10 protein-coding genes are annotated in these 16,122 nt (G+C 38.2%); 3 read left to right on the forward strand and 7 right to left on the reverse strand.

Annotation, left to right across the window (positions count from 1 at the left end; all coding sequences use genetic code 11):
• Positions 1-84: 84 nt before the first annotated feature.
• The 3 genes from SAGCYANO_RS48180 to SAGCYANO_RS28990 form a co-directional block, all read right to left on the reverse strand.
• A complete protein-coding gene (locus SAGCYANO_RS48180) occupies positions 85-267 on the reverse strand; it encodes an HNH endonuclease (RefSeq protein ID WP_255502751.1) in 183 nt (60 codons plus the stop codon).
• Positions 268-1,773 (reverse strand): group II intron reverse transcriptase/maturase, encoded by a 1,506-nt coding sequence (gene ltrA / locus SAGCYANO_RS28985; protein ID WP_237396818.1) that lies wholly within the window; start codon positions 1,771-1,773, stop codon positions 268-270.
• Positions 1,774-2,381: 608 nt separating this feature from the next.
• Positions 2,382-2,543 (reverse strand): pentapeptide repeat-containing protein, encoded by a 162-nt coding sequence (locus SAGCYANO_RS28990; protein WP_202223240.1) that lies wholly within the window; start codon positions 2,541-2,543, stop codon positions 2,382-2,384.
• A gap of 933 nt (positions 2,544-3,476) precedes the next feature.
• Here SAGCYANO_RS28990 and SAGCYANO_RS28995 point away from each other — a divergent pair.
• The 3 genes from SAGCYANO_RS28995 (at position 3,477) to SAGCYANO_RS29005 (ending at position 12,749) form a co-directional block, all read left to right on the forward strand.
• The gene (locus SAGCYANO_RS28995; protein ID WP_202223241.1) at positions 3,477-5,216 is read left to right on the forward strand and encodes an HlyD family secretion protein; all 1,740 of its coding nucleotides are present in this window, start codon (positions 3,477-3,479) and stop codon (positions 5,214-5,216) included.
• A gap of 550 nt (positions 5,217-5,766) precedes the next feature.
• Positions 5,767-9,228, forward strand: a complete 3,462-nt coding sequence (locus SAGCYANO_RS29000; protein WP_237396819.1) for a CHAT domain-containing tetratricopeptide repeat protein — start codon at positions 5,767-5,769, stop codon at positions 9,226-9,228.
• Positions 9,229-9,638: 410 nt separating this feature from the next.
• The gene (locus SAGCYANO_RS29005) at positions 9,639-12,749 is read left to right on the forward strand and encodes an efflux RND transporter permease subunit (protein ID WP_202223242.1); all 3,111 of its coding nucleotides are present in this window, start codon (positions 9,639-9,641) and stop codon (positions 12,747-12,749) included.
• Between the two features lie 631 nt (positions 12,750-13,380).
• Here the strand turns inward: SAGCYANO_RS29005 and SAGCYANO_RS50765 are convergent.
• From SAGCYANO_RS50765 to SAGCYANO_RS29020, 4 genes are all read right to left on the reverse strand, one after another.
• Positions 13,381-13,641, reverse strand: a complete 261-nt coding sequence (locus SAGCYANO_RS50765) for a HEPN domain-containing protein (RefSeq protein ID WP_375340015.1) — start codon at positions 13,639-13,641, stop codon at positions 13,381-13,383.
• The gene (locus tag SAGCYANO_RS29010) at positions 13,560-14,987 is read right to left on the reverse strand and encodes a HEPN domain-containing protein (protein WP_202223243.1); all 1,428 of its coding nucleotides are present in this window, start codon (positions 14,985-14,987) and stop codon (positions 13,560-13,562) included. Before SAGCYANO_RS29010 ends, SAGCYANO_RS50765 begins: the two co-directional genes overlap by 82 nt.
• A gap of 176 nt (positions 14,988-15,163) precedes the next feature.
• A complete protein-coding gene (locus SAGCYANO_RS29015) occupies positions 15,164-15,454 on the reverse strand; it encodes a PIN domain-containing protein (RefSeq protein ID WP_202223244.1) in 291 nt (96 codons plus the stop codon).
• 234 nt (positions 15,455-15,688) lie between these two features.
• Positions 15,689-15,907: a CopG family transcriptional regulator gene (locus tag SAGCYANO_RS29020; RefSeq protein ID WP_202223245.1), complete on the reverse strand. Its 219-nt coding sequence runs from the start codon at positions 15,905-15,907 to the stop codon at positions 15,689-15,691.
• Positions 15,908-16,122 lie beyond the last annotated feature (215 nt).

Below are 16,122 nucleotides of genomic sequence, written 5' to 3' on the forward strand. Positions count from 1 at the left end.
TCGGGTAGGATTAGACTGTTACCAGTCCTCACCCCCCTAAGAACCGTCCGTGACTGTCTCCAATCACACGGCTCAAGCCACACTTCAAGCCTTATTTACTCGTTGTCCATGTACCTGCTTATGACACCCTTTATGAAGATGCTCAAGGTTGTCCATGTCGTCTGAACCACCTTGTTTGACAGGTACAATATGATGGATTTCTAGTTCTTCCCCGTTGAATAGGAAATCACCACAGTTGGGGCATTTATATAATTGTCTCTTGGCTATTTATTCATATTTAGAACCTTTTGCCCAGACGACTTTACCCTCTTTAATTCTGCGGTTTTCCCAGTATTCATGTAATTCCGGGTCATAGGGGGAATGACTCCCTTTGACTTTTATGTGTCTGACGATAGGGGTTTTGGCAATGTCGTAAAGGATGACCTCTTTTTCTTGCCTTTTAAGATCGAGTTTCGTACACATAAATTTCCATTCTTGCCCTTTATATTTGGGGAAGTATTTGTTTTTGATCCATGTTTTTGACTTCATCGGATGCCGTCGTTTCGCCCATTTCCAGAGGTATTTCCACACTCGGTAATTAATGTAATTAAATGTTTCTTTGCTTACCACTCCTTTATAGTAGTTAGCAAAACCTCTGAGGATTGGATTTAATTTAGCGATTAGATTCTCTTGTGTCCATGTGGCACAACCCTTGATGGTTTTTCCGATTTCTTTACAGAATTGGAGAACCTTTTCTTTTTGAGGTTTGATGAGTAACTTTCCGTCGTATTGACGGAGGTTGAATCCTAGAAAATTAAACCCTTTCTCTATGTGGACGATTCGTGTTTTCTCCTCGCTTAATTCAAGTCCTCTTTCTTGTAGCCATTCTTTAATCAGGTATTTGGTTGACTCTAGGGTTTCCTTGTCTTTAGCTGTGACGATAAAATCGTCAGCGTATCGGATTATGCCTAGTTTTGGTCGGTTGTTCCACTTATCTCTTGGGAGTTTTATGGATTTGACGACTTCCTCTAGTCCATGTAATCCAATGTTGGCAAGCAGTGGACTAATTACCCCACCTTGGGGTGTTCCGGTAAAGGTTGGGTGATGTTGTCCTTTTTCCATGTATCCTGCCTCTAGCCATTGTTTAATCTGGTTTCGGGAAGGATGGGAGTCTATCAGTTCCATGACTGATTGATGGCTAATATTGTCAAAGAATCCTTTAATGTCAGCGTCTAGAACCCAGGTATCTCTACCTTGTTTGAGGTTAAGGAAGCATTGGGCGATAGCATCTTGACAACTTCTACCTGGTCTAAACCCATAAGAGTTGGGCTCAAACATGGCTTCCCATTCGGGTTCTAAGGAGTTTTTAACTATTGCTTGGTGTACTCTGTCCTTGATGGTTGGGATACCTAAAGGACGTTGTTTACCGTTGGCTTTGGGAATATAGACTCTCTTGGTAGGAAAGGCTGTTTCTTGTTGCCATTTTTGGACAAATTCAACTCTAGTAGAGGGAGTATTGACGATTTGTTGGTCAATACCTGGGGTTGATTTACCCCTGTTGGTTTGAGTGATTTGCCTAATAGCAAGCAATAGGTTGGCATAGGATTTGTTCATCAGCTTTTGCAGCCGTCTTAACTGCTTCCACTGACCGAGCTTTCTGGCACGAAATATCCGCTTTCTTAGGGAATTAATCAGCTTTTTGGCTTTCTTCCAGTTAATCTGGTTCCAGTCGATTAGCTGTTCTCTTTGTCCATTTACATCATTGTGATGTATCCAACTTCTCATTGAGTTCATTCCTTTCGTAAGGTTTCCTTTTCGTATGTGACCCAAGTGAAGTCTGCTGTTCCTTTCGGTTAGAGGCAAATTTTGTAGCCGAAGGCTTCTCGAAGAGTACCTCTATCCCATCTATTACCGATGGGCTTTCGCTTTTTCACTCATCCTTTACCCTCCAGAGGATTCGGCGTTGATTACTCGACCGCTTACCAGAAAGTTTCGACCTCTTTTCTGGACTCTGTAGGGCTTACCCTGTTGTGTTGGTTGAAGTTTACGAAGTAGTTAGGATGGCTACCTTTTCTGCGGGGGGACTGTGTTTCTACGTTCTTAAGAAAGCTAAACTTAAGAACCGCCCTTCCTTACCGTTTTGGTTTAGGCTTTTCAGGAGTAATTTAGCCTGTTCTCCAATGACGCAGTTTAATCAGTAACTTAGACTGTGTTCATCCTTCTTCTTCTCCCTCTTGCGCCTCGCCAATTAACTCCTATCAGTTTTGGCTACTTTTAGCGTCTGCATTCCATCGTTTTCGTTACCTACTCAGGTGTGACGTACCGTCCAGGGACGGATTACTCTATGAGGGTCTGGGGTAGAAATCCCAGAGAGACTTATTTTCTCAGTTCAACCGACCAGTTCAGGTCGCACTAGCTCCTTGAAGCTTAACTTCTGTTAATGTTGCATGACTGAGGTTAATACCTTTCAAATTAGCACCTCTTAGCTTGCTGCGTGTTAGTTTAATCCCACTAAAATCCCTTTCTCCGTCAGCATAACGTTTGAGTAATTCTTCAGCATCCATAGATTGTCTCCCAATGTAGTCCTACATTATTAACTGTAGTCAAAACTAATCACACAGGCTATCTATTAATATTCCATTTGTCACATTCCTCTGATCAAAAAACAACCCTACCAATGGATAATTGATAATTAATCGAATCTAGGTTTAAAGCCTCATATTCAATTCCGTAACGGTTAAAACCCGAGGTAATTATCCATTATCAATTAATGAACCACTTGCCTTCAGGCCAAAACCTAATTAGCTATCGTTGCAATTATTTCAAACGTATGTTTTAATGAAAATAAATCAAACGATTGTTTTAAATGTCCATTTGAATCTAACTTAAAGGAGCACTCAGCAGTCAGTAGAATCATTTTTTTTGACACCCTGGGAGAGCGGAGCATTCCGGACTGAAAGGGAATTTTCACCCCGACTCAACCATCCAGCGCTTAGGGTTGCTGGGGATTTAAGCCAGAGCTTTAACGCGCATCACCAAGTCAGAAGTCAGTAGGGGTGATTTCTGTTCCGGAATACTTTTGGTGTTCAGATGCTTTGCATAACGTAAACGCGTAATTAGGAGCAAGACAGATGGAAACCACCCGTACAAAAATAACTTCTGACTTCTGACTTGGGGACTTCTGACTTCGTTAAAGAAACCGGGGATTTAAACCCACAGTTGCTAAAAGCTGAAGTTCGCAGTTCCTCTGCAAGAGGCTAGCTGTTTGTGGAGCATTCCTGTACGGAAATGCTAAAAGCTGATAGCTATTTAACAAAAATTTTATAATAGAGTTGTTGGGAATTAAGCTAAAAACATGGCTGAAACCCTTATTAATCAAAGCTTATAGTGATTTTCAATCCTAAAATCCTGAAAACCTTATAGAGTAAGCTTTTGAGCATTTTAATTTTTTATTTCCCAACAACTCTAATATCTACTTAAAGCTAAATTTTAAAGCAATGAAAGAGAATAATTTGCTAGACTCTAAACCCCATGAAACTAATGGCAAAGTGGAAATCTTAACTGAGAAGATGGAAACTTTACCAATTCAGTCAGAAGTCACTAACTTCAAACCTAAAGTCAAGGATAGAAAATTTCTTCGCGTTGGCCTCGTGTTACTTACTTTAGGAATAGCTTTTGGCGGTCTAAAATTTATTCAGGAACGGAATATTTCTGCCAAACCAAACTTAGAAACTACTCTTCCCAATATTCTATCGGTTCAAGCTATCCCCATTAAATTAGTAAACTCCTATTCCGTTTCCCAGAGTTACACAGGAATTGTAGAAGCCAAAAGAACCAGTGAATTAGGTTTTGAACAATCTGGTTTACTCACATCTATATATATAGAAGAAGGAGAAGAAGTAACTAAAGGAACAGCGATCGCTCAACTGGACACTAGCCAAACAAAAGCTCAAAAAGCAGTATTAATAGCACAGAAAGATAGAGCGATCGCCACTCTCAGAGAACTAGAAAATGGAGCAAGGCCAGAAGTAATTGCAGCGACCCGTGCATCCCTGGCCCAAGAACAAGCAAAATTACGGGAGTTGCAAACCGGACCGAGACCAGAAGTAATTGCAGCGACTCGTGCATCCCTACTCCAAGAACAAGCAAAATTACAGGAGTTGCAAACCGGACCGAGACCAGAAGTAATTGCAGCGACTCGCGCATCCCTACTCCAAGAACAAGCAAAATTGCAGGAGTTGCAAACTGGACCGCGTAGTGAAGATATTGAAGTTGCTCGTTCGGGAGTTTTGGACTTAGAAGAACAATTAAATCTCGCTCGCCTTCAGGAAAAACGACGTGAAGAACTTTATAACGAAGGAGCAATTTCTCAAGAACAGTTTGACGAAGCTTCAACTCAAGCAGATACTTTACAAGCAAGACTGGAACAAGCAAAGAGCGAACTAGAGAAACTGGAAACAGGTACTCGTAGGGAACAGATAGAAGCTCAACAAGCGCGGGTAGGTCAGGTGCAAAGTCAGTTAGACGAACTTATTGCTGGAACTCGCAGGGAACAAATAGAGGCTCAACGAGCTAGGGTAGGTCAGGTGCAAAGTCAGTTAGACGAACTTATTGCTGGAACTCGCAGGGAACAAATAGAGGCTCAACGAGCTAGGGTAGGTCAGGTGCAAAGTCAGTTAGATGAACTTATTGCTGGAACTCGCAGCGAACAAATAGAGGCTCAACAAGCAGAAATTAGACGTATTGAGGCACAAATTTCTGAAATTGACGTTGTTCTGAGAAAGAGTACTCTATTTGCACCTTTTTCTGGTACTGTTTCAGTCCGACATTTAGATGAAGGAGTTGTGGTTAATGCTGGTCAGGGTGTTGTGCGTTTGGTTGAGGGTGGTGAAAGGAAGGTTAGGGTTGGGGTGCCGCCTGCGAATACTTCCAGTCTGAGAGTTGGTAGTCAGCAGGAGGTTAGGGTGGGAGAGAGAATTTATAATGCAAGAGTGCTGTCGATATTACCGGAAGTAGATTCTATGACTCGGACTCAAAGTGTGATTTTGGCACTACCTCAAATTATTGCTCCTGGTACTGTTGTTCGTCTGGGATTAAATCAGACTTATGAGATGGAAGGATATTGGTTGCCTACTTCTGCTTTAGTTTGGGGAGAGCGGGGGGTTGTTGGCAAGTTATGCTCTTGTACCCCCTTCGCAGTCAGATTTGGATTTACCTGCGGGAACTTATCAGACTGAAAAACGAATGGTGGAAGTGTTGCATACCGAGGGAGACCGGAGTCTGGTGCGGGGGGGTATTGCAACCGGGAGATTTGATTGTGACTAATGGAACAAACCAATTAACACCAGGGCAGTTAGTGAAGTCAGAAGTCAGAAGTCAGAAGTCAGAAGTTAGATGAAATTTAGGCAACTTTGTAGGTTGGGTTGACATAGGGAAACCCAACAAAGAGAAGTCAGAAGTTAGAAGTCAGAAGTCAGATGAAGTTTTGGTCACTTTGTAGGTTGGGTTGACAAAAGGAAACCCAACAAAAAGTTGGATAGTCCTGCTCGCGTAATGGTATACAGCAAAAAAGAATACCTAGTATGGGAGCAAGATGCTCCCACTGTTCTGGTAACAAATATTGCTGGATAATTCACAAGCATTATAATGCACCAACACAAAGAGTTGTAATTGTTGGGTTGCGCTGCCGCTTAACCCAACCTACTGGATACTCATCTGCATATCTTTCTTCAAACAAGAAGTATATTAATATGAAATTTTTTAGTTGCTTAGAAAGGGGTAATATCTATGGTTTCTCTGATGCGATGGTTGTCTATTCTGAGTGTTAATAGTCTGATGTTATTTAATGTCGGTTTTCCTGTATTAATGTTGCCAAGTATTTTGAATAAGGGAGAAGTTGCTGCTCAAACTAACCCTGATGCTGAAGCCAAAAAAGTCTTTGATGAAGGAATGAAACTGTATGAGGAAGGAACAGCAGAATCTAGGAGGGGAGCGATCGCTAAATGGGAAAAGGCACTATTACTATTTAGAAAAACGGGCAACTTAAGAGGGGAAGCAGTTATACTTACTGGTATTGGCAGTGTCTACGATCTCTTAGGAGAAAAACAAAAGGCACTCAATTACTACAATCAAGCTTTACCTCTATATCAGCAAGTAGGCGATCGCCGTGAAGAAGCAGTTGTTCTTAATAATATTGGTAGTGTCTACGATAGCTTAGGAGAAAAACAAACAGCACTCAATTACTACAATCAAGCTTTACCTCTATATCAGCAAGTAGGAGATAAAGGTAGGGAAGCAACGACTCTCAATAATATTGGCAGTGTCTACAACAGCTTAGGAGAAAAACAAAAGGCACTCAATTACTACAATCAAGCTTTACCTCTATATCAGCAAGTAGGAGATAAAGGTGGGGAAGCAACGACTCTCAATAATATTGGCTTTATCTATAATGAGTTAGGAGAAAAACAAACAGCACTTAATTACTACCAACAAGCTTTACCTCTATCTCAGGAAGTAGGCGATCGGCGTAGGGAAGCAACGACTCTCAATAATATTGGCGTTGTCTATAATGAGTTAGGAGAAAATCAAAAAGCACTCAATTACTATAATCAAGCTTTACCTCTCAGACTGCAAGTAGGGGATAAAGGTGGGGAAGCAAGAACTTTCAATAATATTGGCCTTGTCTATAATGAGTTAGGAGAAAAACAAAAGGCACTTAATTACTACCAACAAGCTTTACCTCTATTTCAGCAAGTAGGAGATAAAGGTGGGGAAGCAATAACTCTCAATAATATTGGCAGTGCCTACCATAGCTTAGGAGAAAAACAAACAGCGCTTAATTTCTACCAGCAAGCTTTACCTCTATATCAGCAAGTAGGAGATAAAGGTAGGGAAGCAACGACTCTCAATAATATTGGCAGTGTCTACAACAGCTTAGGAGAAAAACAAAAGGCACTCAATTACTACAATCAAGCTTTACCTCTATCTCAGCAAGTAGGAGATAAAGGTGGGGAAGCAACGACTCTCAATAATATTGGCTTTGTCTATAATGAGTTAGGAGAAAAACAAACAGCACTTAATTACTACCAACAAGCTTTACCTATACTTCAGAAAGTAGGCGATCAGCGTAGGGAAGCAATAACTCTCAATAATATTGGTACTGTCTACGATGAGTTAGGAGAAAAACAAACAGCACTTAATTACTATAATCAAGCTTTACCTCTCAGACTGCAAGTAGGCGATAAAGGTGGGGAAGCTACCACTCTCAATAATATTGGTATTGTCTACGATGAGTTAGGAGAAAAACAAACAGCACTTAATTACTATAATCAAGTTTTACCCCTATATAAGCAAGTAGGGGATAAAGGTGGGGAAGCTACCACTCTCAATAACATTGGTAGTGTTTACGATGACTTAGGAGAAAAACAAAAGGCACTCAATTTCTATAATCAAGCTTTACCCCTATATAAGCAAGTAGGGGATAAAGGTGGGGAAGCTACCACTCTTTCTAATATCGCTTGGCTCAAACGTAGCCAAGGTAAACTAACCGAAAGCCTAACTTTCATAGAAAAATCCCTAGAAATAATCGAAGACCTCCGTACCAAAGTTGATAGTGCTGAACTCCGCGTCTCTTACTTTGCCACCGTCCAGACTAGATACCAATTCTACATCAACTTACTCATGCAACTGCACCAACAAAACCCCAACCAAGGCTATGACTCCAAAGCCTTCCATGCCAGCGAACGCAGTCGGGCCCGTACCCTCCTCGAACTCCTCAATGAAGCTAGTGTCAATATCCGTCAAGGAATAGATCCCCAACTCGCCACAGAAGAAAGAAAACTCCAACAACAACTCAATGCCATCGAAACCCAACGCATCAAACTCCTCAGTGGAGAATACACCCCCGAACAAAAAGCCAGCATCGAACAAATAAGAGACAAACTCATAGATGAATACGACAAACTCCGCGACACAATTCGTACTACCAGCCCAAATTATGCAGCCTTAACCCAACCTCAACCCCTAACTCTCAAGGAAGTTCAACAACAGGTATTAGATGACGATACCTTACTCCTACAATATGCACTAGGTGAAGAAAGCAGTTATTTGTGGGCAGTCACCAAAGACAGCATCCATAGTTATCAACTTCCTCCCGAAGCAGAAATTAAAAATGCTGCTATAGAGTTGATGCTGAGAATAACAAGTCCACGAGAACGCAACGATATGACAAAAGTTGATAGTGCTGCTGATGCTCTGACAGAAATTCTGATCGAACCAGTTGCCGATAAATTAAACAAAAAACGTTTATTAATAGTTGCTGATCGCTTCTTACAAGAAATTCCTTTTTCTGCCTTATCAATACCAAATACCGATGGAGAAAGTGATGGCTATCAACCTTTAATAGTTAACTACGAAATAGTAAATCTCCCTTCAGCTACTACTATTGCAAATATCCGCAATGGTACAACATCTCGAAAACTTGCCCCGAAAAAAGTAGCTATTATTGCTGATCCAGTATTTAGCCCGGAAGATAGTAGACTCATTTCAGTGAACAGTGATCAGTTATCAGTTATCAGTGGTAAAACTACTACAGCATCTACGTCAGAAAACCGCAGTCGAGTTTTTCCACTAGAGGCAAAACAATTAGACAGGGCAGCTAGAGATGTTGGTATTAAGTGGGATAGACTTCCTGCTACTCGCACTGAAGCAAAAGCAATTATGGCTTTAATACCAGAGTCAGAACGCACTCAAGCTTTTGATTTCCAAGCTAACCGAGAAAAAGCAACCAGTCAGGAATTAGGCAAATATCAGATTGTACATTTTGCCACTCATGGTTTTGCTAACGGTAAGCAACCAGAATTATCAGGGGTTATCATGTCGTTAGTGGATAAAAATGGTAACTGGCAAAACGGTTTCTTGCGACTGAATGATATTTTCAATCTGAACTTGCCAGCAGAATTAGTAGTATTGAGTGCGTGTCAAACAGCTAAGGGAAAGGATATTAAAGGAGAAGGTTTGGTAGGGTTGACAAGGGGATTTATGTATGCAGGAGCAAAACGGGTGGTAGGTTCGTTGTGGGTTGTGGATGATGTTGCAACGGCAGATTTGATGTCGCAGTTTTATCAGGGGATGTTGGACCAGGGGTTATCGCCTGTGGAGGCGTTGCGGGCAGCGCAATTGCAGATGTGGGAGGGTGGGATAAGTCCGTATTATTGGGGAGCATTTATATTACAGGGGGAGTGGGAATGATATCAAATTCGGTGGCATTGGTGTAATTAGATAGAGAGTGTGGGGAGGGTGGGAGGTGTGGTAAGCACAGGACTACCAAAAAATATAGGGTTGTCATTCTCTGACGACTACTTTGTAGGTTGGGTTGACGTAAGGAAACCCAACAAACAACAAAGATGTTTCATTAATTGATAATGGATAATGGATAATGGATAATGGATAATGGATAATGGATAATGGATAATTACCTCTGGTTAAAACCGAGAGGATTGAGAATAAGGAAATATTATTTTTTTTTCCCCTTAAAAGGGGAGGCTTTAAACCAGAATTATTTAATTATTAATTATTAATTATTAATTGTTAATTGTAATTGTTGGGTTGCGCTGTCGCTTAACCCAACCTACTAGATACTGATAACTGATAACTGAAAAATGACTACTTTATTTTATCGCAATTTTCGCTTATTAATTCTGGCAATATTGGTAATTCTCACCTGGGGAATTTCAGCTTTTTTCACGTTGCCACGACTTGAAGACCCTGAATTAGTTTCTCGCGTGGCGGTCGTAACAACTTTTTTGCCTGGAGCTGATGCTGAACGAGTTGAAGCTTTAGTTACAGAAAAAATAGAGGAAGAATTATCTGAAATTGAGGAAATTAAAAGCTACGAATCAGACTCTAGGGCGGGTAGTTCAATTATCAATATTGAATTGTTAGATTCTGTTGAAGAGGCTGATGCTGATGCAATTTGGTTAAGAATTAGAGAGCGATTAAATAGAGCTGCTCCTGAATTACCTGTCGGTGCAAGTCCGCCACGACTAGAAGAGGTTGAAATTAAGGCTTATGCTTTGATTGCAGCTTTAATTTGGGAACAAGATAGCGAACCTAATTATGCAATTGTCAATCGTTTATCTGAGTTATTGAAAGATGAATTGTTGGGATTATCGGGAACAGAAAAGGTTGATATTTTTGGCAAGCAAGATGAAGAAATTGTAGTAGAAATTGACCAGGCTCAGTTGGCTAGTATTGGGCTAACACCTCAACAATTATCAATACAAATTCAACAGAGCGATGCTAAGGTTTCAGCAGGTTTACTACGCAGTCAAAATAATGATTTACTATTAGAAATAGAATCAGATTTAGATTCTTTAGAAAGGATTCGGAGTATTCCAATTAACTTTAGTGAACAAGGACAATTTGCTCTACTGGGCGACATTGCTGAAGTGAAGAAAACTATTATTAAACCGCCTAGAGAATTAACTTTAATTAATGGTCGTCCTGCTGCTGCGTTAGGGGTATTTGTAGAATCAGATTATCAAATAGACCTTTGGGCAAAAACAGCAGAAGCAGAAATTGATAAATTCCGCAAACAACTAGGTGAAGGTCTCAAACTAGAGATTATTTTTAATCAAAGTAATTATATTGAAAACCGTCTAGACAGTCTGATTTTCAATTTGTTTATTAGTGGATTTCTGGTATTTGCAATTACAGTCTTTTTAATGGGTTGGAAATCTGCAATTGTTGTTGGTTTAGCCCTACCTTTATCAACTTGTATAGTTCTAGGTTCGATGGGATTGTTAGATATACCTCTACATCAAATGTCAATAACTGGAATAATTGTAGCTTTAGGGCTATTAATTGATACAGCAATTATTGTTGTTGATGAAGTTAGTCAAGGTGTAGCTTCAGGTTTAAAATCGGAAGTAGCAATTACTAAAGCAATTCATCATTTATTTATGCCTTTAATGGCATCAACTTTAACTACAGCTCTGGCATTTTTACCCATTGCAATTATGCCTGGTCCTTCAGGAGAATTTGTTGGTAGTATCGGTATTAGTGTGATTTTAGCTGTGCTTTCTTCACTATTAATATCAATTACAATCAGTTCGGCAATAACTGCAAAGTTATACCACAATCCCGGTCGTAATTCCTGGCCAAAAACTAAACAGCAATGGTGGAAAACTGGATTTTCAAATTCTTATTTAACTCAAATTTATCAACTAAGTTTACGCAGTGTATATAGTTCTCCTTTGTTAGGAATATTATTAGGTTTAATTTTACCAATAACTGGTATAGTTCAGCTAGGAACTCTGCCCCAACAATTCTTTCCGCAAGTAGATAGAGACCAAGTACAAATTGAATTAGAATTACCTGCTCTCACCTCAATTGAAAAAACAAGAAATACTGCTCTACAAGTCCGAGAATTAATTTTACAATACCCAGAAATTGATGAATTACAATGGTTTTTAGCCCGTAGTGCACCCAAGTATTACTATAACTTAAAAGTAGGTAAAGAACGATATCTCAATTATGCTCAAGGATTTTTGCAGCTAAATACGATCGCTAAACCAGAATTAGTAAACAAAATTCAAGCAGAAGTCGATCGCGCATTTCCTGAAGCTCAAATTTTGGTGCGGCTATTGGAACAGGGACCTCCTTTTGATGCACCAGTAGAACTGCGAATTTATGGTCCCAACTTAGAGGAGCTACAACAAATAGGAGAACAAGCAAGAGCGCTATTAGCTCAAACTCCGAAAGTAACTCATACCCGCAGCACCTTAAACGACGTTCGACCTCAACTAAAACTTCTAGTGGATGAAGAAGAGATTCGTTTAGCAGGACTCGATCGCGCTACTGTTTCGGAACAGTTAGATACTTTACTAGAGGGAAATTTGGGAGGTTCTGTTCTCGAAGGTGTTGAAGAATTACCAGTGCGGGTGCGAGTGTCAAATTCTCAAAGAGGAGACTTTAGCCAAATTAAATCCTTAGATTTACAACCGACTGGTTCCAGTCTCAATCAAAATCGCCTGAATGCAACTGACACAATACCTCTATCAGCTTTAGCAGAAGTAGAATTAGAACCACAATTTTCAGTTATTAGAAGACGTAACGGCAGACGAGTAAACTCTGTTCAAGGTTTTATCGCTGCTGGTGTTTTACCTTCAGAAGTTCTGACAAAATGGCAGCAAAAATTAAATGATTCAGGTTTTGAAATACCATCTGGGTATTGGTCTGAGGCTGCTGGAGAGGCAGAACAACAAGGGAATGCTCAAGGAAATCTTTTCTCAACTCTGCCAGTTATATTAGTGTTATCAGCCTCAATTTTGGTGTTATCCTTAAATTCATTCCGAGCAGCTTCCATAATTGGTTTAGTTGCTATTTGTGCCGTAGGATTAGGATTTTTTAGTTTATGGCTATTTGGCTATCCCTTTGGGTTTATGAGTTTGATCGGCACATTTGGTTTAGTGGGAATTGCCATTAACGACTCAGTTGTAGTTATGGCTGCCATCCAGGAAGACCCGGAAGCATCTCAAGGCAACCGTCGAGCTACCCGAAAAGTAGTCCTACGTTCAACTCGTCACGTAATTGCTACAACCTTAACTACAATGATTGGGTTTGTTCCCTTATTGTTAGGAGGCGGTAGTTTTTGGCCTCCTCTAGCTGTAGCGATCGCTGGTGGTGTTGGTGGTTCAACGTTGGTAGCTCTTTATCTTGTTCCTTGTTCGTATTTACTTCTGGCGAATTTTGGGAGAAGAAATAATTGATAATTGATAATTAGGGTTTGCTGATTAAATCTCAAATAATTACCATATAAAGGTTTTAGCCTTTTTAGGCATTGAAAAAATACATGGTTTTCAGCTCTTCATGTTCAAAAAGTTAGCACTTTTAGCGCATAGTTGGGCAAAAAAATTCTCCCCTACTCCCCTACTCCCCGCTCCCCTACTCCTTAAAAAAGACTTTTTCAGCAAACCCTAATTAGATGTAGCTTGGGTTTCCGCTTCCTCAACTCAACCGACATCTAATACATATTGGTGTTTTTCTAATGGCAAAATACGCCATTTATTGAGTAATATTTGTTCGTTTGGATTCTATATAATACCAATTTGAAAAAAGAATGTTACAAATAATAAGGAGTATTAAAATAATTTATAGGAAATATCTATTGGATGAAAAAGATAAATTACTATATAAAAAATGGTGTAAAACTTATTTATTCTGTCTCCTGACTCTTGTCTCCCCCTCCCCTCCACGGTCGGGGTTAGGGTGGGTTGGGAGGGGTTAGGGTGGGTTGACTCCTAAGCAGTAACCTAAATATTTGTAGCAAAGATTTATCAAACTGGTATAACTCATCTGTCAACACGAAATAAGAAGTCATAATTTATATCAAGGCATTTTTCATAAGTTTTCTTTAGGACAATCAAAATACTTCTTTTTTCTTACTCTCTCGACTGTATATTGATATCGAAGATTTCTGTTAAGTAACTGGTAACATTCCTTTGAATCAAAACCTAGTTCCATCAAAAAGCAAGCTTGCAAAATGAAAGAAAGTAATTCTATTAACTCAGGTAATCCTTCTAATTTAGCTGATTTTTTATTTTTATTTTCATTATCGTGAACAAAATCGTTTCTCGTTGCTGTAATTTTAGCACAAAAAATTTTTTATTCTTATCATTAATTTGCTGAATCTCATTAATTTGCTGAATCAAGGTATGAAAATAAAAATTGAGCAGTCTGAAATATTCCTTATTCAAGAGTTTAGCAACTGCTAAAAAATACAAATCATACCCAAAATTATCAACACCAATTAATTGATTGGTTACGTATGGTATTAATTTAGTTAAATCTATTAACCTTTGTTTTAGTGTTAAGCCATCATTCTCAAATTTGTCTTTTGCCCATTTTTTATACTCCTCATTAGTGAGATTATCTAGACAATCTAGAACTGCTAGACGCTTCTTTTCACACTCATCATCTGGCAAATTTGTTTTGTCTGTTCGACGATTGTATTTTCGACGATGATAAGATTCCGCAGCTTGAACAAGATTTACAAATTTATTTTCTAAGTACATATCTGGTTTGTATCTGATACTGAAGAATAAATTAAAAATACTAGCTAATTTTTCCCAAGAATCAAACCATCTTTCCAGAGTCGAGGGAAGGTTATCAATGTCAGATATAGAGAAGAGCATTTCATGTTTATAAAGTAATCTGCCTTGTTCTTTTCTGTCAGGATAGTAGGTATTATAAATAGCTTCTATAGGAAATTGTTCTTTCTTGTAATGAGTATTTTCTATATCTACATTTACATCACCGTCATAGGAATAAACTTCTAATTTAGTAATGGAGTTTGCTCTATCAGTTGCAAAAGTTAGAAAGTTATTGAGAGGATGTATGAATTTAGAGTGAAAATCTTTAAGTGAAAGTTTTTCATTCTTTGGTTGAATGATGAATGATGCAAATTGCTTAAAGTCAATATTTACAAAAGACTTGTTGGAGTAACTATAATCAAGAGAAAATTTTCCATCTTTTGTAGTTCCTTCAATCGTTTCAGGACAAGTATATATAAATCTTAATTCTTCTTCTTTATCCTGATATGGTAATTTAGGTTCTTCTCTAATACGAGGTAAGTCAGCCCAGTCAGATAAATAACTATACTGTACCTTAGCTTTATGAAAGAATATTTTGTCTGGGTTGCTAGTAAAATGTCTGCCAATCAAAGCAAGGTCTGAGATATATTCTTGACTTGAAAAACCTGATGAACTTATTGTGGAAAAACAATTCAGACTACGACACAAAGTAATAATCTTTCTATCTGCAAATCCTAAAATAATTGGAATCAAATGTTCCAATTCTCCAGTAAATGAACCCTTTAGTCGCAGTTTAATTCCCTCATCATTTGTAAATGTCAGAGTACCATGTATTTTTTTCTCTGGCTTTCCAGCTATTTTTTCATCTTCCTTTAAGGGCAACCACCAATATCCTGAATATTCTATATTTTCCATTTTTAAACCTCTAATTAATTAAGTATCCTTCAACAATGAATAATGAATAATGAATAATGAATAATGAATAATGAATAATTACCTCTCCTTGAAAAGAAGAGGATTGACTAATCATGAAAATTTTTCTTTATTATCCCCTTAAAATGGGAGGCTTTAAACCAAAATTTTCGGTAAAATTATGGCAATATTTCTAGGTATTTAACTTGTTCCGATTGAATTAAATTAAAATGTCTTCTATCTAGAGTTAAAATTATTTTTATTTGATGATGTTCTGCTAAAATAACTAAACTAGCATCAACAAATCCGAGAGGTAAATCTTTATACTTTTCCATAAGTTTTGTAATTTTATTAATATCTTCTAACTCAAGAGTAAGATAATTAAAATATTCATCTCCTAAATCTTCTATAAAACTTCTAGCGACTTTTTCTCCTAAATATTTAGTAGCTAAACAATCAACTTCTGGCAAAACAGTTACCGAAATATTGTGGTTTAAAGCCTCCCCTTTTAAGGGGATAATAAATAAAAATTTTCCTGTTCGTCAATTCTCTTCTTTTCAAGGAGAGGTAATTCTAAATTCTAAATTCTAAATTCTAAATTCTTGAAAGGGATATAAATTTGATAATTAGTGACAATATCAACCCTTAGGAATGGTAGCGATCGTCCCTATCTAAAAAAGCAATAATTCCACTGGTATCTGCTATTACTCTTCTGTCCATAATAATTCTTCCGCTTTAGAAGATAAGTCCGATCTGCCACTTGACCCCATTCCAACTGATTTAGGTAATTTTTGAGTTTTTTTAGTAAGATAATCGGTGATTAATTCTTGGATAATTTCAGGAATAGATTTTCTTGTTTGAGTAGCTAATTTTTGTAGATTAGCTTTAGTTTCTTCTGGCAAATAAATCGTTGTTGATTTCATTAGTAAGATTCTCAATAAAAACAAATACTTTAATTATAGATCATTATTGAACACTATCTTCAATTATCCTAATTTCTTCCTCTGTTAACCGATACAATTGTAGGGTTTGGTGTCCCAAGTCCTACATTTTTCGGCGTTGGTGATTTGAGGTATTATACCAATTTGAAAAAAGAATGCTATATTTAAGTGACACTTCAATTATTAAGTAATTAACA

Source organism: Okeania sp. KiyG1 (genome assembly GCF_014132355.1).
Lineage (GTDB): Bacteria > Cyanobacteriota > Cyanobacteriia > Cyanobacteriales > Microcoleaceae > Okeania.

Bases quoted from the DNA above. Each gene is read 5' to 3' on its own strand.
- SAGCYANO_RS29005 (WP_202223242.1), top strand. From the start codon at position 9,639: ATGACTACTTTATTTTATCGCAATTTTCGCTTATTAATTCTGGCAATA.
- SAGCYANO_RS28990 (WP_202223240.1), bottom strand. From the start codon at position 2,543: ATGGATGCTGAAGAATTACTCAAACGTTATGCTGACGGAGAAAGGGAT.
- SAGCYANO_RS29020 (WP_202223245.1), bottom strand. From the start codon at position 15,907: ATGAAATCAACAACGATTTATTTGCCAGAAGAAACTAAAGCTAATCTA.
- SAGCYANO_RS29000 (WP_237396819.1), top strand. From the start codon at position 5,767: ATGGTTTCTCTGATGCGATGGTTGTCTATTCTGAGTGTTAATAGTCTG.
- ltrA (WP_237396818.1), bottom strand. From the start codon at position 1,773: ATGAACTCAATGAGAAGTTGGATACATCACAATGATGTAAATGGACAA.
- SAGCYANO_RS28995 (WP_202223241.1), top strand. From the start codon at position 3,477: ATGAAAGAGAATAATTTGCTAGACTCTAAACCCCATGAAACTAATGGC.
- SAGCYANO_RS29010 (WP_202223243.1), bottom strand. From the start codon at position 14,987: ATGGAAAATATAGAATATTCAGGATATTGGTGGTTGCCCTTAAAGGAA.